The 18,650-nt window shown below is 41.7% G+C and carries 18 protein-coding genes; 7 read left to right on the plus strand and 11 right to left on the minus strand.

The window, feature by feature from the left end:
• Nucleotides 1-41 precede the first annotated feature (41 nt).
• Complete coding sequence (locus H8B17_RS09840; protein WP_190309486.1) at nt 42-2,207, plus strand: S46 family peptidase; 2,166 nt, start codon at nt 42-44, stop codon at nt 2,205-2,207.
• On the opposite strand, the gene H8B17_RS09845 is transcribed toward H8B17_RS09840, so the two are convergent.
• From H8B17_RS09845 to H8B17_RS09865, 5 genes are all read right to left on the minus strand, one after another.
• Complete coding sequence (locus H8B17_RS09845) at nt 2,204-3,358, minus strand: ABC transporter permease (RefSeq protein ID WP_190309002.1); 1,155 nt, start codon at nt 3,356-3,358, stop codon at nt 2,204-2,206. The genes H8B17_RS09840 and H8B17_RS09845 overlap by 4 nt on opposite strands.
• A 13-nt stretch (nt 3,359-3,371) precedes the next feature.
• A complete protein-coding gene (locus tag H8B17_RS09850; RefSeq protein ID WP_190309003.1) occupies nt 3,372-4,328 on the minus strand; it encodes an HlyD family secretion protein in 957 nt (318 codons plus the stop codon).
• 2 nt (nt 4,329-4,330) lie between these two features.
• Nucleotides 4,331-5,719 (minus strand): TolC family protein, encoded by a 1,389-nt coding sequence (locus H8B17_RS09855; RefSeq protein ID WP_223816469.1) that lies wholly within the window; start codon nt 5,717-5,719, stop codon nt 4,331-4,333.
• A 93-nt stretch (nt 5,720-5,812) separates the two neighbouring features.
• Nucleotides 5,813-6,373 carry a Crp/Fnr family transcriptional regulator gene (locus H8B17_RS09860; RefSeq protein ID WP_190309004.1) on the minus strand — a complete coding sequence of 187 codons (561 nt, stop codon included), beginning with the start codon at nt 6,371-6,373 and terminating at the stop codon, nt 5,813-5,815.
• A 32-nt stretch (nt 6,374-6,405) separates the two neighbouring features.
• Complete coding sequence (locus tag H8B17_RS09865) at nt 6,406-6,717, minus strand: hypothetical protein (protein ID WP_190309005.1); 312 nt, start codon at nt 6,715-6,717, stop codon at nt 6,406-6,408.
• Nucleotides 6,718-6,837: 120 nt separating this feature from the next.
• Between H8B17_RS09865 and mazG the strand changes: the two genes are divergently transcribed.
• Nucleotides 6,838-7,641 (plus strand): nucleoside triphosphate pyrophosphohydrolase, encoded by an 804-nt coding sequence (gene mazG / locus H8B17_RS09870; RefSeq protein ID WP_190309006.1) that lies wholly within the window; start codon nt 6,838-6,840, stop codon nt 7,639-7,641.
• 15 nt (nt 7,642-7,656) lie between these two features.
• On the opposite strand, the gene H8B17_RS09875 is transcribed toward mazG, so the two are convergent.
• Nucleotides 7,657-8,364, minus strand: a complete 708-nt coding sequence (locus H8B17_RS09875; RefSeq protein WP_190309007.1) for a hypothetical protein — start codon at nt 8,362-8,364, stop codon at nt 7,657-7,659.
• 59 nt (nt 8,365-8,423) lie between these two features.
• On the opposite strand from H8B17_RS09875, the gene trpS reads away from it, so the two are divergent.
• Both trpS and H8B17_RS09885 read left to right on the plus strand, forming a co-directional pair.
• Nucleotides 8,424-9,425, plus strand: a complete 1,002-nt coding sequence (gene trpS, locus H8B17_RS09880) for a tryptophan--tRNA ligase (RefSeq protein WP_190309008.1) — start codon at nt 8,424-8,426, stop codon at nt 9,423-9,425.
• 97 nt (nt 9,426-9,522) lie between these two features.
• Complete coding sequence (locus H8B17_RS09885; protein ID WP_190309009.1) at nt 9,523-10,137, plus strand: deoxynucleoside kinase; 615 nt, start codon at nt 9,523-9,525, stop codon at nt 10,135-10,137.
• Between the two features lie 6 nt (nt 10,138-10,143).
• On the opposite strand, the gene radC is transcribed toward H8B17_RS09885, so the two are convergent.
• Complete coding sequence (gene radC / locus H8B17_RS09890) at nt 10,144-10,830, minus strand: RadC family protein (RefSeq protein ID WP_190309010.1); 687 nt, start codon at nt 10,828-10,830, stop codon at nt 10,144-10,146.
• 149 nt (nt 10,831-10,979) lie between these two features.
• On the opposite strand from radC, the gene H8B17_RS09895 reads away from it, so the two are divergent.
• Together H8B17_RS09895 and H8B17_RS09900 are read left to right on the plus strand one after the other, a co-directional pair.
• Entirely contained in the window at nt 10,980-11,438 is a 459-nt protein-coding gene (locus tag H8B17_RS09895) for a peptidylprolyl isomerase (protein WP_190309011.1), read from the plus strand.
• A 13-nt stretch (nt 11,439-11,451) separates the two neighbouring features.
• A complete protein-coding gene (locus H8B17_RS09900; RefSeq protein WP_190309012.1) occupies nt 11,452-11,856 on the plus strand; it encodes a DUF5606 family protein in 405 nt (134 codons plus the stop codon).
• Nucleotides 11,857-11,894: 38 nt separating this feature from the next.
• Here H8B17_RS09900 and H8B17_RS09905 read toward each other — a convergent pair whose 3' ends face one another.
• Together H8B17_RS09905 and H8B17_RS09910 are read right to left on the minus strand one after the other, a co-directional pair.
• Nucleotides 11,895-12,971 carry a PA0069 family radical SAM protein gene (locus tag H8B17_RS09905; RefSeq protein ID WP_190309013.1) on the minus strand — a complete coding sequence of 359 codons (1,077 nt, stop codon included), beginning with the start codon at nt 12,969-12,971 and terminating at the stop codon, nt 11,895-11,897.
• 132 nt (nt 12,972-13,103) lie between these two features.
• Nucleotides 13,104-14,945 (minus strand): carbon starvation CstA family protein, encoded by a 1,842-nt coding sequence (locus H8B17_RS09910; RefSeq protein ID WP_190309014.1) that lies wholly within the window; start codon nt 14,943-14,945, stop codon nt 13,104-13,106.
• A gap of 174 nt (nt 14,946-15,119) precedes the next feature.
• Here H8B17_RS09910 and H8B17_RS09915 point away from each other — a divergent pair, with 174 nt between their 5' ends.
• Nucleotides 15,120-16,856: a thiamine pyrophosphate-dependent enzyme gene (locus H8B17_RS09915; protein ID WP_190309015.1), complete on the plus strand. Its 1,737-nt coding sequence runs from the start codon at nt 15,120-15,122 to the stop codon at nt 16,854-16,856.
• Between the two features lie 20 nt (nt 16,857-16,876).
• Here the strand turns inward: H8B17_RS09915 and H8B17_RS09920 are convergent, their stop codons facing one another.
• Nucleotides 16,877-17,944: an acyl-CoA dehydrogenase family protein gene (locus H8B17_RS09920; RefSeq protein WP_190309016.1), complete on the minus strand. Its 1,068-nt coding sequence runs from the start codon at nt 17,942-17,944 to the stop codon at nt 16,877-16,879.
• Nucleotides 17,934-18,560 (minus strand): nicotinamide riboside transporter PnuC, encoded by a 627-nt coding sequence (gene pnuC, locus H8B17_RS09925; RefSeq protein WP_190309017.1) that lies wholly within the window; start codon nt 18,558-18,560, stop codon nt 17,934-17,936. Before pnuC ends, H8B17_RS09920 begins: the two co-directional genes overlap by 11 nt.
• Nucleotides 18,561-18,650 lie beyond the last annotated feature (90 nt).

Here is an 18,650-nt window from a genome sequence, read left to right on the forward strand (position 1 = left end):
ATCTTTCTTAACTTTGAACAACACGAAACTAGAATTGCATGATGAATATAAAATCAAAAGGCAGTCTGTTATGCTCCCTTTTATTGGGTATCAGCGTATTTAACTTTTCCGCATCCATTCCTGACGAGGGGATGTTTCCGCTTAGCGAACTCAACCGAGCAGGATTAAAAAAGGCGGGATTAAAAATATCGGAGAAAGACATCTATAATCCGGGGCAAATTGGATTAGTTGACGCGTTGGTCCAGGTAAGCGGCTGTTCGGGTTCTTTTGTATCTCCAAATGGTCTCATCATTACCAACCACCATTGTGCATTTAGTGCCGTGCAGCTAGCGAGTTCGCCCGAATTCAACTATTTAAAAAAGGGCTTTGTCGCACACACCTATGAACAGGAGATCGAAGCCGAAGGGTTAACCATCCGGATTACCGAATCCTACGAAGATGTATCAGAAGAGATTTTAAGCGCGGTAGCTTCTATTAGCGATCCAGCAGAACGCATCAACATGATCAGTAAAAAGCGGTCTGAAATTGCGAAGAGAGCGGAAGAGAAGGATCCCACTATTAAGGCAGAAGTATCCGAGATGTTTATCGGCAAAAGCTATGTGCTCTTCCGTTACAAAACAATCGAAGACGTACGCCTGGTTTATGTCCCCAGACAAGATATCGGCGAATTCGGAGGTGAAACAGACAACTGGGTTTGGCCACGCCATACCGGTGACTTTTCTTTTTTACGGGCTTATGTAGCACCAGACGGATCGTCAGCGAAATATGCGAAAGAGAACGTGCCCTACCAACCTAAAAAACACCTTAAAGTGAACCCAAAGGGTGTCAATGAAAATGATTTTGTTTTCATCTTAGGATATCCCGGCAGAACATTTAGACATCGACCGGCACAATACATTGAATACCAACAAAAGTTTTTATTGCCTTATACGTCCGAACTCTATGATTTTCAAAACCAGCAAATGTTTGCAGTGGGAAAAGAAAATCCGAAAATGGAATTGGCGCTGGCAACACGCATCAAACGAAATGCGAACGTCATGAAAAATTATCGCGGTAAACTGAAAGGGCTTCAGAATCTGGATTTAGTGGGTGACAAACGAAAGGAAGACGAAACATTGACAAAATTCATTGCAAGCAAACCCGATCTCCAAGCGAAATACGGTACGTTGATGACTGATATTGACAAGCATTATCAAGCGGTATTTGAACTAGCACCTAAGGAACTTTGGTTCAATAATATCTATAGCAGTATGTCCCTACTTCGGATAGCATACACTGTACAAGATTTTAAAGAAGCTATTCTGAAGCAAAACGGCCTTAAAGCACAAGAAGAGGTGTTCGCGCTCAACATCAATCAATTAAAAGATTATCTTGATAACATCTACGGAAGCTACCACCTTACGGCCGATAAAAATATAGGTCGTCGCATGTTTGAGGACGCTTATCAGTTGGACGGCCCGAACCAGCTAGACTACTTTGCCAAGAAAAACTTTACTAATAAAGCGGAGGCCGGCGATTATATTGTTACAGCCTTAGACAGATCCAAACTTAACAGTAAAGAGGCGCTCTACGATACGATATTAAAAGACATCCAGTCCTTAAAGAACTATAGCGATGATCTACTGATAACCTCAAAGGAATTGGACAGTGAACGGGAAATATTCAATGCCGAGCAAAAGCGACGTGAGGGCATGTTGAACAGACTTATGGGAGATTACGTAGCCGTTAAAGAACAATACCAAGCAAAAAACTTTATTCCGGACGCAAACTCCACGCTACGCCTTACCTTCGGAAACATTAAAGGATATAGTCCAGCTGACGCAACCTATATGAGTCCGTTTACAACAATAAAAGGGCTTATAGAAAAAGGAAATTCAGGATTGCCCGAATATGAATATCCGGAAAGCATAAAAACGGCTTGGTTAGAAAAAAACTTTGGTGCGTACATAAAGAACGACCTTAATGACGTTCCGGTAAATATCCTCTATAATATGGATACGACTGGTGGAAACTCAGGTTCACCCATTATGAATGCACATGGCGAGTTAATTGGTGTCAATTTTGACCGTGCCTATGATGCGACCATAAACGATTTTGCCTGGAGCGAAGATTATAGCCGTTCCATCGGTGTGGATATTCGTTACGTATTGTGGATAGCCGACAAAATCGACAATGCACAATTTATTTTAAAGGAAATGGGGATTTAGCGACGAGCCACCTTCCGTATCTTCACGGCCAATACCACTGTGGCAATAATAAAACACACCACAGCAATAATAGTCATCGCTATCAAACCGCTATAGGTATGATAGTTTTCTCCGTGCTGGATAAACATAACCCTAAAAATGCGTAAATAGTGGGTGGACGGAATAACATCCGCAATAAGCTGCACCCAAGCCGGCATCAAACTAGACGGCCAGGTGAAACCACTTAAAATAAATGCCGGTGTTGCGATAACCATCAATATTTCCGTTGCTTTCAATTGAGATGGCAAAACGATACTCACCAAAACACCGATAAAACATACGGCCAACATAAACACGAATGTACATAACACAAACCACCAAAAGTCAGCATGCAGCGGCATCTCATACCATTTTCCAAATCCCCAATACAATATCAATATACCAATGGACATGAGGATATAAGGAATAATTTTGACAAAGATAAGTCCCACTGGATTCCGCATTCTCTGCGCTAATTCCTCAAAGGTGCCGTTTTCAAATTCGGAGGAAAAGGATAGTGCCAGTCCCAGAAGGAGCACCTGTTGCAATACGATAATCAGCACACCTGGCAGCATGAAATACAGGTAGTTCCCACTTCGGATATTCTGCCTGACCATGGTGGTTTTGAAAGGTTCGTATTGTTCGGCTGCAATCTTGGCAGGAACTCCTTGCTTCATCTGCGTCTCTATTTGTACGCCCGCTTTTAGCGTCATCGCACAAACATTCACCGCCATGGCAGCTGTATTGGAAGTCAGCGTGTTAGAACCATCCACAAAAACGGTGACTTCCGGAACCCGCTTTTGCTGGACACCTGCGGCAAAGCCTTTAGGGATATGCACAATAACCGTTGCGTCATGTTCAATAGCAATCTCCTTTGAATCAAACAGCGATGGCAGCATACGCACCACCTTGATGCTTTCGTTGTCGTTCATCATGTCCACAAAAGTAGCGCTCATTGGACTATTGTCCTCATCGACAACAATAATCGGCATTTCCGTCACTTTCCCTTGTTGATACACATGCCCTATCAATACACCATAGAGAATCGGTGCACCGATAAAGAGCATCATCAGCACGCTGTTGTTGAAAAAGAGCTTAAACTCGCGTTGAATAAGTTCGATAATTTTTTTCACGTTCTAATCCTTTCTATGGTGCTTGAAGAACAACCAGTGTCTTTGTTAACAAATCACTCACCTCTGCATGATCTTGAGGCATTACTTTAACCTCGAATACAGTGAGTTGGTTATCGTAGTCGGGATAAGCCGTAGAAATATTCGCATACGAGCTCAATGCTTTCATCGCAACTACCCTACCTTTGATTTCTTTATTATCCAAATAAGGTATATGCAGCGTAACCGCAGTTCCTCTATTTAATTTACCAACCCTATTTTCCGGTACTGTAAATCGAAAATAAGTCGTATTATTAATATAACCATTGATAACTGCGTATCCAGCAGTGGCGAGTTCCCCAACGTTTAAATTAACAGTCTCTACGCTCATATCCTGCGGAGCGATAAGGTATTTTTCCCGTGCGGCTATCTTAACCTCCGATACCGCCCCTAAAGCACGCTCTTTCTGACCTAATGCCATAACCTGCTGTTCGTAACGAGCACCATTCCGCGCCTCTTCTATTTCAGCTTGCGCGGCAAGGTATTGATTTTTCGCTCCTTGGTATTTGGCGTACGTTTCATCATATTGTTGCGGCGACACTAAACTGTCGCGCAATAAGTTTTTCAAACGATTGATAGATTTCTCGGCGAATTCATATTGCTCTTTGAGTCCGTCTACCTTAGCCTGCAATTGTACCAATTGCCCACGTGTAGCACCTTTTGTCGCCATATTATATTGTGCTTCGGCAGATTGTAGAGCTCCTTGTGCCTGCTCTGCTTTTGCATCTACTTCGGGTATATCCAATATCACCAACGTATCTCCTGCATGCACAAAATCTCCCTCTTGAACACGTATTTCCGCAACCTTTCCGGGAACTTTTGTCACAACCGTTATTTGTTCACGTTCTACTTTTCCTTCCAAAGGCTTCTCCCGAACTTCATTTTTACAAGCAAAAAATAAGAAAGCCAAAGGTATAAGGTATAACTGTTTCATTTCTATTCGTATATGGTTTGTAATAGTTTTCCTGATGTATGTAATAATTCCAATGCCACGGCGCGCTGTTGCAAGACATGGCTATAAAAATTAAGATGGACTTTATACCATTCATTTTCGGTTGCCAACAGTTCCGTTACATCAATCAAGCCAGCTTCATATTGCTTCGAAGCCATCTCCAAATTATTTTGGGCAACTTTTACCTGCTGGTCACCTACTTTCAATTTTTGATTGCTAGTGGTATAACTCACTTTGTTTTTATCCAGCAACAGATTTAATTTTTCCGTTGCGTCCAGAAGCTTCGTTTCATTGATGGCTTGATCTAATTGTACTTGCTTTACTTTATTTCGATGCTCCCCACCCTTAAAGATATCCCACCGCAACCCTACGCCAACCATCAAGTTAGGCCTGCCTCTTAAATGATTGGTAGAAAGGTCGATATCGCCTACTATCGGTTTATCTTTAATTGTTAAATTCGTATTATGAAGATTCAAATAGCTTGCCGAGCCAAATGCAAACACAGTGGGCAACGAAGCCCCTTTTTCCTTTTTATACAAGTACGCATAAGCTTTGGATGATGCATCCAATGCCTTTAATTCGGATCGTTCTTCCACGCCAGTTGGAACATCCGATAAATAGATGGGTGAAAGGTTATACAGTACCTCCTCCACCACGGATGCAGATAAATCTGTTTCCTGTTGTATTTTTTTGACCAATAACGCTCTATTACCCGCTAACTCGACTTTCTTTTCTTCCAGCTCTAATAGGGCGAGTTTTAGTTTGTCACGGTCGTACGGAATAGCCAAACCATTTTCGATGGCCTTGTTCACTTTCTCCTGCTCTTTTTTCAGTCTCCGCTCCGAATCTACAATCAATTTATCCACCTCGTTCAACAACATGAGTTGATCGAACGTGGCCGTAATTTCCTTCGCCATTCCCTCTTTTCCCGCTTCGGCTAAATAGCCTTGTGCCCTTGCCTTCTCTTGTAGTGCCCGTTCGCCATTGGGAATCTGCAATCCGGAAAAAATAACCTGTCTGATGGACACACCTGCATACGCAGCTTGCGAGCGGAGGTTGAAGTCCGTTGCGCCCTCAAATAGTCCCAGATTTAATACTGGCAGGTTCAATGTAGGAATGTCTAAGCTTCCATTGTTGTACATAAAGCCATACAAACCCGTTGCTGATACATGTGGTAGCTTATTAGCTTTCACTCCCTCCGCCTCCAGGTTGGCTTTATCTATTTCGTAGTTTTTGAGTCTCAAACCCTTATTGGTCTGAAACGACTGTTGAATAATTTCTTTTACTTTTGGATCTATGATGGATTGTGCTCGCCCCACTTGCTGGAAGATCACACCAAACATAATCAAGATACATCCCCATTTATTGCTCATAACATCTATTTATATTGCCAAACAAATATCCGGTTAATACGGATTACTATTTTTAAGATATCTTAAAAAAACAACATGGTATATACGAACAGGTTATCGTTGTGCTCTAATAACGCTCAATGTTTGTTGAGAAATCCCCAAATAAGAAGCGACATCCCCAAGTGGTGCCCGTAAAAGTATATCGGGATGCTGTTCCATTAATTTATGGTAGCGTTCTTGTGCTGTTTCAAATTGCAGACTCTGTAGTCGGGTAGAAAAGCCCATCAACGCCTGTAACAATATAGTTTGTATGAGTCTATTCATAGGTATGGAATGAGATGCAAGCTTCTCTATTGCATCAAAAGGGATAAGCGTAATAATCGAAGGTTCTAATGCCTCCATACCATACATCGACTTCCTGTGATAGAACACACTCTCTGTACCTGCAGCAAAAGTTTGTTCTGAAAAAAAATAATGTGTAATATTCTTGTTCGATTTATGATAAAACATCCGGACAAAGCCCTGCTCTATAAAAAATACACTCCGCGAGTAGTGGCCAGCATCTAAAATAACATCTTTTTTCGCATAGGTTTTTGTTATAGCAACACGTTCAACCTGCTTTAACAAGTCGTCCGTCAAACCGAATGTTGTCTTTAAATAGGGAATCAGCTGCATTCCCTAAAATAAGACTTTTTATGTAAAAAGTACTATACTTGCCGTCCAGCTTTATATTTAATTTCGAGGGCCAGTATAATATCTCTTTTTTTTCCTTCTATCAATGATAAGTTTCCAGCAACAAATACACCTTTTTTACCACTGTTACCGTTTGATATACCATATACCGTCGATTCGTCATCCGGATCGGATGCTCCTTCATAGCGATAAAGATGATCAATTTGGTAATTTTCAGCGTCGGCTAATATTTCGTCAAATTCTAAATTAAAATCGATGGTATATCCCATTTCTTTTAATTTAGCCAATGCTACATCCGTTGTTTCATAATTGTGTTTTGTTTCCATAATATATAAAGTTTGTCCTTATCCAATATTTACTAAGATAACACGTCAAAGGGCTGTTCTGTTTTTGCATTTTTTTGGTAGCTTTGAATATCTTTGTAAAACTAGGTCGCAAAAACAGTTATGGCATACCCTATACCCGAGCCTCAACACACTCCCGGAAAAGCATTTGAAAGGTTAATGACCATTTTGGACACCCTCCGTATTGCCTGCCCGTGGGATCGAAAACAAACTATGGAATCCTTACGACATCTCACCATAGAAGAACTTTATGAGTTGACCGATGCGATTCTCGAAAAAGATTATAACGAGATAAAAAAGGAGCTTGGTGACGTTATGCTACACCTTCTTTTCTATGCCAAGATCGCCGATGAACGACAGCAGTTCAATATCGTAGACGTACTGAATGCCATCTGTGACAAGTTGATTGTCCGACATCCACACATTTATGCGGATACCCAGGTTGAGAATGAGCAAGATGTCAAAAACAATTGGGAAGCTATCAAATTAAAGGAGGGAAACAAGTCTGTTCTGTCCGGTGTTCCCAAAGGGTTGCCTGCTCTTGTAAAGGCCTACCGTATCCAAGATAAAGTACGAGGTGTTGGCTTTGATTGGGATGATAAAACAGAAGTTTGGAAAAAAGTCGAGGAAGAGCTCGCAGAATTTAAAAACGAGTTTAACCTTGCGAGTGACACAGTGGTTAACCAAGAGAAAGCCGAAGCAGAGTTTGGCGATCTGCTTTTTTCTTTAATCAATTACGCCCGTCACCTCGGTATAAACCCCGAAAATGCGTTGGAGCGTACCAATAAAAAATTTATACAGCGATTTAGTCATTTGGAAAAACGAGCTACGGAAAACGGTCAAAATCTTAAAGAAATGACCTTGGAAGAAATGGATGTGTATTGGAACGAGGCGAAAAAATTATAGACAAAAAACCACTCATCACAGCTCATCGCAATCCAAAGTATCTACTTTAACAAACAGTTTTTGAAACTGCTCCATCTGTTTGCCGTCATAGGTTATATGATGGACGAGGTGATTTGCACTATTCCACCAACCATAAACGAGTACATAATCAAACGCAAGGTCCAACCTATCGTCACGTTCCATAGTGGTTTGGTAGTTATACCATAAATACTCCGGCGTACTATTATTTTTCATCTGTCCCTTTACCACTTGTTTGTACGCTTCTAACAAATCATCCCCTCCATTAGACAAGGCTACGGCATATTGTCTTGCATCTGTCCCCTCCTTCACAGCCGTTATTAAAGATTGAACATCTTGTTTTGCATTTTTTTCAGCTTTTTTTAGAGCAGCCGTCTCTTCCAGATAACGAATCACATCCTTTTTTAATTGGAGAAAATAATTCGTTTGGACAATTTCTAAATTTGCCACATGGTGTATCACACTGTCATATCGTACCCGAAGTTCCTCCATAGTTCCTTTATCAGAAACATAATAACTTGTACGGAAAAGACAGTAGGTGTCAGCAAGCTCTTTTGCTGTATATTTCTTACTGTCGTAATGACCCGTATAGGTACATAGCTCATCATCGAATGTCCAGGTTCTTGTCTGCGCAACCGCAAAACTTATCGCAGACAATAAAATGAACGTTGCTATTGAAATTCGTTTAATCTCTATAATCTCCATTTAAGAAACTAATATAACGACCTTGCCTTTAATTACCAATTAATCCGTAAATTCGCGACATGAAAGAAACTGTTGTTAGCGGTATCAGAAGTACCGGCAAGTTACATTTAGGCAACTATTATGGAGCGTTGAGCAATTTCGTCAAAATGCAGCACGAATACAACTGCTTTTTCTTCATTGCAGACTTGCATTCTTTAACTACGCATCCTACTCCCGAGCACCTCAACCGTACGGTAAGGGAAGTTGTAGTGGAATATCTAGCCGCGGGCATCGATCCCGAACAGTCCACTATATATGTACAATCAGATGTCCCCGAAGTGGCGGAACTCTATCTATATATGAACATGAATGCCTATTTAGGCGAGTTGGAACGGGCAACTGCATTCAAAGATAAAGTCCGTGCGAATCCCGACAATGTCAATGCTGGGCTATTAACCTACCCGGTATTGATGGCATGTGATATTTTGATTCATCACGGCACCAAGGTTCCCGTTGGGAAGGACCAGGAACAACATTTAGAAATGACCCGTACGTTTGGTAGCCGTTTTAATAGATTGTATAACGTCGAATACTTTAAAGAAGCTTTTGCTTTTTCTTACAGCGATAAATTGGTTAAAATTCCGGGGCTGGATGGTAACGGAAAAATGGGCAAATCAAATGGTGAAGCTAGCTGCGTGTACCTGAGTGATTCTCCTGAGGTTATCCGTAAAAAAGTAATGCGTGCTGTCTCCGATTCGGGTCCTACAGAAATGAACCAAGCCAAGCCGGAACCGATACAGAACTTATTTGATTTAATGAAAGTGGTTTCGACAGCGGATACCTTACAACACTTCGAAAACCTGTACAACAAATGTGAAATCCGTTATGGTGATTTCAAAAAACAGCTCGCCGAAGATATGGTCTTAGCTACTGAGCCCGTCCGTTCTCGCATTCAGGAAATTTCAAACGACGACGAATACGTCAAAAAAGTAATTCGTATGGGGGCTGAGAAGGCTAGTGAAAGTGCACGTAAAACCATGAAGGAAATTCGAGAAATCATTGGTATCAAAAAGTTGTATTAAAAATTGAGTTCAGCGATTCTTGGTTCATTTTTTGTAACCAAGAACTTGATAATTCATCATTCAAAACGCATCATTTATAATTTGTCATTCGTTCAATATGCACATAGCCATTGTAGGAAATATAGGAGCAGGAAAAACGACCTTAACAGAGCTGATCGCACGTCATCTTAATTTTGAAGCGCAATTTGAAGCCGTAGAAGACAATCCTTATTTGGAGGATTTCTATGCAGATATGAAACGATGGGCATTTAACCTACAAATATTCTTTCTAAACAGCCGTTTTAGGCATATCGTAGATTTGCAGAACCGAGGTATCCATATGGTTCAAGACCGAACGATATACGAAGATGCTTATATTTTTGCGGAGAACCTCTACGACATGGGATTGATGAGTGCGCGCGATTTCGAGAATTATAGCAATATTTTTCAAAGTATCGTTCATTACATCAAACCTCCTGATTTATTGATTTACTTAAGAGCTTCGGTACCAACACTGGTTAGTAACATCCAAAAAAGGGGACGCGATTACGAGTCGGCTATCCGCTTAGATTACCTATCCAAACTCAACGAAAAATACGAAAAATGGATAGGCAATTACACCGATGGCAAATTATTGATTTTAGACAAAGACAATCTCGATTTTGCTAATAAGCCCGAAGATTTAGGCCATATTATCCAAAAAATTGAAGCCGAAATGTTTGGACTATTTTAGCCATCCTTACAACAATCCTTCATCACGAAAGCTGAGATAGGAGGTATCCGTGAAGATGATATGATCGTTCACCCGTATATCCATCAGTTCTGCGGCCGCAACGATTCTTTTCGTAATTATTTTATCCGCATTACTGGCTCGTAACGTACCTGATGGATGATTGTGGATCAAGATAATAGAGTTTGCCTGGGCCTGCAATGCAAATCGCAGAATCACCCGTATATCCACTGGCGTCGCATCATTGCCCCCACGCCCTATTATTTTCCTATCCAACAATTTGCAACCTGTATTTAAGTAAAGCACCCAAAACTCTTCATGAGGCAAATCTTGTATATACGCTCTGAAATAATCGTAAACCTTCTTGCTGCTGTTCAAAACGGGAATTCGTTCAGGTTCTATTTCCTTCCGACGACGTCCTAACTCCAAGGCAGCGATGATGCTAATGGCCTTTGCCTCCCCTATACCACGGTAACGGCAAAGATCATGTACTTCCAATCTCGAAATATTATTTAGATTATTCTGGACATCGGATAGTATCCTGCGACAGAGCTCAACAGCTGTTTCCTTTCTTGAACCAGAGCCAATCAGGATCGCCATCAGTTCCGCATCTGACAACGCTCTTCTCCCTTGTTCCAATAATTTTTCCCGTGGGCGGTCCGCTTCTGACCATTCCCGAATAATTAGTTTTTCCATGCCAACAAGTATATAATGGTACGCTAAATTTACTACTTTTTTTAGTAAAAACAAATCTTCCCAATACGCATTAACAATTCTTAACCGATTCGAGACGCGCATTTCGTGCAGAAATTTTATCTTTGCAATTCCATATAAATATTAACACGATGAGTAAAGCGATTATCAAGACAGAAAAAGGCGATATGACCGTGCAGTTTTACACGGAAGACGCTCCTAATACGGTAGCCAACTTTATTAAATTGGCAAAATCTGGTTACTACGACGGTCTAGCGTTCCATCGGGTCATTCCTGATTTTGTTATTCAGGGAGGTTGTCCGAATACACGAGAGGGAGCTACGGGTATGCCCGGTACCGGAGGTCCTGGTTACAAAATCGACTGTGAATTAACTGGCGAGAATCAATATCACGACCGTGGTGTACTATCGATGGCACACGCAGGTAGGAATACAGGTGGTTCACAATTCTTTGTTTGCCACAGTCGCAACAACACGGCCCATTTAGATCGAAACCACACCTGCTTTGGTAAAGTGATTGAGAACGTAGACGTCGTGGATGACATCCGCCAAGGAGACCGCATTTTAGCAGTGGAAGTTATTGAAGAATAAGACACAAACAGACATGAACTTAAGAGCTTTAGTATCAGTTACCGGAAAACCGGGGCTTTTTAAATTGATCGGACAGAGTAAAACTGGTTTTATCTTAGAAACCCTAGACGATAAGAAAATTAAATCTACTGTCAACCTATCCACAACCAAGATGGCCACTTTGGAAGATATTACCATCTATGGCGAGGAGGACGAAATACGGCTATTGGATGTATTCGAAACCATGAAAGAAAAAGGTGGCGATACGCCCGATAGCAAAGATGGGAAAGCGTTACGCGCATTCTTTCGCGAAGTCGCACCAGGACACGACGAATCAAGAGTATACGCCTCTGATATGAAGAAAATTATATCTTGGTACAATATTATCAAAGAGCTCCCTCTATTTAATGAGGAGGCACCAGAACCGATCGAACAATAGAAATAAGTAGGAGGCGCGACCACGCGTCTCCACTGCTATCAAAATAACCGCATTTGTGCATCGCGATTGGGCCTCTCAAATAAATCCGTACGTAAAACGGGATAAGCCTGTAATCCCATATACTTTTTAACCGCTACCTTGAATAGTTGCCGTATCCCTTCTGCGGTTTCTCCATCCCCCCGAATCCTTCTGCCCCATTGACTATCGTTGAGTTTACCACCATGGCAAGCTTCTATACCATGTATGATCTTTTCCGCCCCATCAGGATAATTTTTGTAAACCCAGTCTGTAAAGATATCTGCTATCGCTCCGTTTAGGCGTACAATGGTATAACTAGCCCATTTGGCCCCTACATCTGCTGCACGTTTTATCAATGCCGGCATCTCGTCGCTATTTATTCCCGGCACGATGGGAGCAATCATCAAGGAGACGGGGATATTTTTCTCCGCCAATTTTTCAATCAGCTTTAGTCTTGCTGCCGCCGTCGCAGTCCGTGGTTCCATCTTTCTTCTTACCTCCTCGCGCAAACTATTGATCGTGACCGACACACTAACTAACCCCAAATCAGCAAGAGCTGCCAATATATCCAAATCGCGTAACATAAGCACGTTCTTACTGATGAGTGAAACGGGATGTTTATAAACTAGGAAAGTGGATAGCAGCTGACGGGTAATTTTCAATTTCCGTTCGATAGGTTGATAGCAATCGGTATTTCCCGACATAAAGATGGGTTCGGGTAGATAACTCTTTCGATCAAATTCTTTTTCCAGTAATTCCACCGCATTATACTTCACCAAGATCTTTCGTTCAAAATCCAATCCTGCACTGTATCCCCAATATTCGTGCGAATTTCGGGCGTAGCAATAAATACACCCATGCTCACAACCCTGATATGGATTTAAGGACCGATGGAACCCCAAGTCCGGACTATTTACCTTGGACAGAATCGTTTTTGGATAGGTCGCGATAATCTTTGTGGAATCTGATGATAAAAAGGCTTCATCCAATCCCTCTATAAATTCTTGTACATAGCGTTGTTCATAAAATTTATTGTTGGGATTTATTTGTGCACCTCTTCCTTTAAAATATTCTTCTTCTGATTGATTCAAATCCATAAACAAAAATACTAAAAATATTAGTTTTTCTATTTATTTTTTTTCAGACTTCGAATCTCTTCGCGCAAAGATAACTGATGTCGCTATCGCAGGCTCCTATCCGTTTATGACAAACGCATATCAATTGTTCACCTACCGCTCGACTAACTCCTTGACGGTATCACCATATCTATCCACCTTATCCGCCTCTATTTTGGTTAGTCGATGCCACCTTTTAAACGTGTTGATAAAAACAACTAACATCAATACCATCGCTAATAAAGCCAATGATGCCAGTAGGTATTGTCCTTGCGGCAAATAGATATAGCGAACCTGTTCATAGCCTGCCCAGAATGTGATGATAGCCATAAACACACCCGGTATCGCAGCGCAAAGCGCATACTTCCCTCGGTTAATACGGATCAGCATCGTCGTACAAACGATAAGCCCACAAGCCGCGAGCAACTGGTTACTTATACCGAATAACGGCCATATACTGCTTACGTTTCCCGTATAAACCAAATATCCCCATGAAAATGTAAAGATCAAACTACAGATAATAATACCGGGCATCCAGTTCTTGTCATTAAACTTAGGCATTACCGTACCCAACATTTCCTGCAAAAAGAATCGCCCTACTCGCGTACCCGCATCTATTGCTGTTAAAATAAAAACAGCTTCAAACATGATAGCAAAATTGTACCAATACGCCATCACATCGTCCATAAATGGTATTTTATTAAAAATATGTGCCATACCCACAGCCAATGAAACCGCTCCACCCGTTCTCCCATGCAAGTCCACTCCTATTTTCTCACTGAAATGTGCTAAGTCTACGGGTTGCAAATGCGGATGAGCAGCAATAAAGGATTCATACATTTCTTTTGGGGTGTTGATAGCAAAGTAATCTCCCGGAACTAATGTACAAGCCGCAATCAATGCCATTAATGCCACAAACCCCTCCACCAGCATGGCACCGTAACCTACGAAAAGAATTTCTTTCTCATTGGTCAACATCTTCGGTGTTGTTCCGGTCGCGATTACCGCATGAAAACCAGAAATTGCACCACAAGCAATCACAATAAAGATAAATGGTAAAACAGGCCCTCCGATTACCGGTCCACCACCGTGGATAAACGATGTAATGGCGGGCATTTCGATGGTAGGTTGCACGAAAATAATCCCTATAGCCAGCATGAGAATCGTACCGATTTTCAAATAAGTCGATAAATAATCTCTCGGAACCAGTAACAACCATACGGGAAGAACCGATGCTAAAAAACCGTATATCGTGATGGCAATGGATATCGTTTCTACCCGCCAATGGAACAGGCTGCTGATAGCAGCAATCTGCATCAATTCATGTCCGCCGATAATACTGGCAATCAATAATATCCCGCCAATAATACTCGCTATCGTAACGCTATTTTTCCGATAGCGCATAATTAACCCCATGAGAATCGCAATCGGCATCGTGGCAATAACAGTGAATAAAGACCAAGAAGCTTCGTGCATCGCACTGATGCAGGCCAACGATAACCCCGCCAAGGTCAGAATTAAAATAAACAGCACCGCAAAACCTGTTATTAAACCGGTACCTTTGCCAATTTCCTTACCCGCTATCGTAGCCAGGCTTTCCCCTTTATGTCTTACGGAAGCAAAAAGGACCACCATATCGTGTACTCCTCCCCCAAGCACACAGCCGATCAAAATCCACAGGGTTCCCGGAAGATAACCGAATTGGGCTGCTAAGACAGGTCCTACTAGTGGACCCGCTGCTGCAATAGCCGCAAAATGGTGTCCAAAAAGAACATTTTTGTTGGTAGCCACATAATCTTTGCCATCGGCAAATTCCACTGCAGGCGTAACATTCTTTGCATTGAGGCGTAACACTTTATTCGCCATAAAAATCCCATAAAAGCGATATGCGATTGCAAATAATAATAGTGCGACAAACACTAGGGTAAGGGCATTAACGCCGTTTAAATATTCCATTTATATTTATTAAAAAAGGATTATAACTGTGAAGGCAATATTAAATATTTTTATTTACAAATCAAATTTGAGTTTGATTATAAAAACAGCTGCATCAGCTACTTTAAAACCATTTACTGTCTATCGTGTTTTATAGTTAATCCTTATACAGTTAACGTCCTTTATAGAAAAAATATGGCAAAACTTATAGCAGATCAACTTGTAGAAACCATAGCACAGGCCGGTATTAAACGTATTTATGCAGTCGCTGGCGATAGTCTAAATGAAGTAAATGACGCCGTGCGTCGATCTAATGACATTGAATGGATCCACGTACGGCACGAAGAGACGGGCGCATTTGCTGCGGCGGCGGAAGCCGAACTTAACGGTATTGCTTGTTGTGCAGGAAGCAGCGGCCCAGGACATGTACACCTGATCAATGGATTGTATGAGGCACAACGCAACAATGTTCCGGTATTGGCCATTGCTTCAACTTGTGCAACCGACGAATTTGGCACAGGTTATTTTCAAGAAACAAACACGATAAAACTTTTTGCAGACTGCAGTGGTTATAACGAAATTGCTACGACTCCTAAACAGCTTCCGCGCATGTTGCAAGCAGCTTTACAGCACGCGCACGCCAAGGGAGAAGTAGCTGTTTTGGGATTTCCGGGGGATCTCAGTAAAGAAAAAGCGGAAGAAAGTAGTGTCACTCCCTACCTTTTAAAACAACGTCCGGTTTTCCGACCTGCCGATAATGAGTTGCACGAACTGGCCCAAAGATTAAATAAAGCGACTAAAATCACGATTTTCTGTGGGTTTGGTGCGATAGAAGCACATCCAGAAATCGTCGCTCTGGCCGGTTTACTAAAATCACCTGTGGCTTACTCCTTTCGCGGCAAAATGGGCATACAGTATGACAATCCCTATGAAGTGGGGATGACTGGCTTACTCGGATTACCCTCAGCCTTTTACGCGATGCACAATGCAACGTTGTTATTACTCCTTGGAACGGACTTTCCCTATAAGGAGTTTATGCCAGATGATCTCGAAATTATACAAGTGGACAAACGCGCGGAGCGTCTGGGACGCAAGGCTAAGGTGTCTTTGGGCTTGGCAGGAAACATAAAAGATACATTGGAAGCATTACTCCCTTTAATAGAAGAAAAAAAGGATGATGCATTCTTGCAAAAACAATTAGAGAAATATCAGGATGTCAAGAAGTCACTTCGCACCTATGTGGAAGATACCGGTAAGCAACACGCCATATCGCCAGAATTTTTAACCGATACCATTAATAGATTAGCCCATGACGACGCCATTTTCACCGTGGATACGGGGATGTGCTGTGTGTGGGGAGCACGATACTTACACGCTACAGGAAAACGAATATTATTGGGTTCATTCACGCACGGATCGATGGCCAATGCATTACCGCATGCCATCGGAGCTGCTTTAGCTAGACCAACGCAACAGGTTATAGCACTGTGTGGAGACGGGGGGTTGTCTATGATGATGGGCGATCTAGCTACCGTGGTGCAATATAAGCTCCCTATAAAAATAGTGGTTTTCGACAACCGATCGCTAGGTATGGTCAGATTAGAGATGCAGGTTGAGGGACTGCCAGACGGTGAAACCGACATGTACAATCCTGATTTTGCCAAAATAGGTGATGCCATGGGTATGAACAGCTTTACAATAGATTCCCCTGATGAAGTGGAAGTCACACTACAAAATGCATTTGCTGTTAACGGACCGGCCTTGATTCATGTATATACCAATCCCGATTCACTTGCCATGCCTCCAAAGATAGAATTTGAGCAGTTAAAGGGAATGGCATCTTCCCTGGGTAAGATGATGCTCCACGGTGATTTTAAAGATGTTGCCAATATCATTAAAAGCAATTATAAGCATCTTAAAGATGTGTTTTAGACAACGTTCTGTTTATTCCATTACGGAATATTCAATAAAGCATGCTGCGAAGCCGTAAAAATATGACGAAATACAATATTCAATTCGTTCTCACGCTGTGCGCCAGCAATGCCTGTATAGGGGAACAAATTCACCGTCCCGATCCGGACATCGTCTGCAAGTTCTCTACTTATTGTCGTTATTTCTTCCAAAAACTCTTTTTCAGGCGCTCTCTTATTCCAAGTTTCTTCCATGAGCTGATAAAGACGGTCACGTTTTTCCTCAAAAGCATGTCTTACCGTATCGACCTTCTTAAACAATATTTTTCCTTTCTCCACAGCCCACTCCGGATCAGATGCTTTAATTAGAAGTTGTTTTTCAAAAAGATCAAGAAACCGCCGAAACATTCCGATATAATTTACAGCTAATGTACATTCGGCAAAAGTCATAAACGGATAATAAAAAACGGGTTCTTCACTTACGCGCTTATCGGGATGTAGATCAAAAGCGCGTTCTTCCGAAACTTTCAATTCGCTAATAGAAAAACTATGGCTTGCCGTACATTCCAATCCAAATGTATCCCAATCGTAGTGGATAAGCACATCCTCCCGATCTATAAAAAAGGAACGATAAACAGGATACCCAGTCGCGTCAATAACAGGCTTTCCATCTTCGTATATCCAAGCATTTAAGGTAAAATGCGTTAAATGAGGAGCTCCCGTAGCATATTTCCACGCTCCACTGATGATAAAACTATTTCCCGTTTTATCGGCTCTTCCGGAAGGTTTACCGCTCCCGCCCCAACAAACTTTATTCTGTTTGAAAATTGTTTCCGCCAACGTCGAATCAATAAATCCAGCAAACATATTTGCACCGGCGCAAAGCGTTACAGTCCAGCCGAAGCCACCGTCGGCGTAAGCCAACTCTTCCAGTAGCCGGCAACCTTCAATCAATTTCGCATTTCGTCCTCCGTAAACTTTGGGCACCCATAGATTAAACCAGTTTTGCTGATATATCAGTTCCAAAAGCTCGGGAGTCAACGCTTTTCGTTGGATGCTTTCACGAATGGAATCTTTAATAAGGTAACGGCTTTCTGTATTAAGCATCATGAGTTTCAAATTGAGTAGACATTATTTTCTTCCATTTCATATAGCCCGAAATCGCCACAATAAATAGGAATATCGTTAGACACGCAAAGAGATAAAGTTCCTTATAGAATAATAAGGGAACAGCGACAAAGTTACTTATATTTAGTAGTATCCAGTTTTCAATTTTACGTTTAGCAAGCAGCCACATCCCGGCCCAGGCCGTGCTGGATACAAAGGCGTCCATGATCGGGACATCCGAATCCGTAAAGTAAGTCAAAAAACCGAACAACAGGAAATAGCCACCGATGACGATAGCTGCGACGAGCGACCAATCGCGTGTATTACATTTGGTTATATATATCTGCTGCTTGTTGTGGCTACTGTATTTCCAATACCATAAGCCGTACACGCTCATGATTAAATAATATGCATTCAGCAGGATCTCGGCATATAATTTCGCCATGTATAACACCGAGATAGTCAGGCAAATGCCAACAATGCCAAAAAAATAATTTGATATTTTGTTCCGACGAGATAAAAGTACTTGTACAACACCAAAAAGCACCGCTAATCGTTCTAACCAAGAAGTTTGAAGGAATCCGTTTTGTAGTTGTTCAATAAATTCTGATATCTGCATGCTGCTATAAGTATATAATGGGGAAATTGTCTCCACTTATGCGTACTTGCCTACTAAACCAGAATAGATATCATCCCTACGCCAGCATTA

Origin of the sequence: Sphingobacterium arenae, assembly GCF_014692505.1 — a bacterium.
In the GTDB taxonomy this organism is placed as follows: domain Bacteria; phylum Bacteroidota; class Bacteroidia; order Sphingobacteriales; family Sphingobacteriaceae; genus Sphingobacterium; species Sphingobacterium arenae.

What these genes read in the sequence shown, in the direction of transcription:
- H8B17_RS09850 (WP_190309003.1), bottom strand. Translation starts at nt 4,328, where the DNA reads ATGAAACAGTTATACCTTATACCTTTGGCTTTCTTATTTTTTGCTTGT.
- H8B17_RS09885 (WP_190309009.1), top strand. Translation starts at nt 9,523, where the DNA reads ATGCACATAGCCATTGTAGGAAATATAGGAGCAGGAAAAACGACCTTA.
- H8B17_RS09865 (WP_190309005.1), bottom strand. Translation starts at nt 6,717, where the DNA reads ATGGAAACAAAACACAATTATGAAACAACGGATGTAGCATTGGCTAAA.
- H8B17_RS09855 (WP_223816469.1), bottom strand. Translation starts at nt 5,719, where the DNA reads ATGAGCAATAAATGGGGATGTATCTTGATTATGTTTGGTGTGATCTTC.
- mazG (WP_190309006.1), top strand. Translation starts at nt 6,838, where the DNA reads ATGGCATACCCTATACCCGAGCCTCAACACACTCCCGGAAAAGCATTT.
- H8B17_RS09915 (WP_190309015.1), top strand. Translation starts at nt 15,120, where the DNA reads ATGGCAAAACTTATAGCAGATCAACTTGTAGAAACCATAGCACAGGCC.
- H8B17_RS09860 (WP_190309004.1), bottom strand. Translation starts at nt 6,373, where the DNA reads ATGCAGCTGATTCCCTATTTAAAGACAACATTCGGTTTGACGGACGAC.
- H8B17_RS09920 (WP_190309016.1), bottom strand. Translation starts at nt 17,944, where the DNA reads ATGATGCTTAATACAGAAAGCCGTTACCTTATTAAAGATTCCATTCGT.
- H8B17_RS09900 (WP_190309012.1), top strand. Translation starts at nt 11,452, where the DNA reads ATGAACTTAAGAGCTTTAGTATCAGTTACCGGAAAACCGGGGCTTTTT.
- H8B17_RS09875 (WP_190309007.1), bottom strand. Translation starts at nt 8,364, where the DNA reads ATGGAGATTATAGAGATTAAACGAATTTCAATAGCAACGTTCATTTTA.
- H8B17_RS09840 (WP_190309486.1), top strand. Translation starts at nt 42, where the DNA reads ATGAATATAAAATCAAAAGGCAGTCTGTTATGCTCCCTTTTATTGGGT.
- H8B17_RS09910 (WP_190309014.1), bottom strand. Translation starts at nt 14,945, where the DNA reads ATGGAATATTTAAACGGCGTTAATGCCCTTACCCTAGTGTTTGTCGCA.
- trpS (WP_190309008.1), top strand. Translation starts at nt 8,424, where the DNA reads ATGAAAGAAACTGTTGTTAGCGGTATCAGAAGTACCGGCAAGTTACAT.
- H8B17_RS09905 (WP_190309013.1), bottom strand. Translation starts at nt 12,971, where the DNA reads ATGGATTTGAATCAATCAGAAGAAGAATATTTTAAAGGAAGAGGTGCA.
- H8B17_RS09895 (WP_190309011.1), top strand. Translation starts at nt 10,980, where the DNA reads ATGAGTAAAGCGATTATCAAGACAGAAAAAGGCGATATGACCGTGCAG.
- radC (WP_190309010.1), bottom strand. Translation starts at nt 10,830, where the DNA reads ATGGAAAAACTAATTATTCGGGAATGGTCAGAAGCGGACCGCCCACGG.
- pnuC (WP_190309017.1), bottom strand. Translation starts at nt 18,560, where the DNA reads ATGCAGATATCAGAATTTATTGAACAACTACAAAACGGATTCCTTCAA.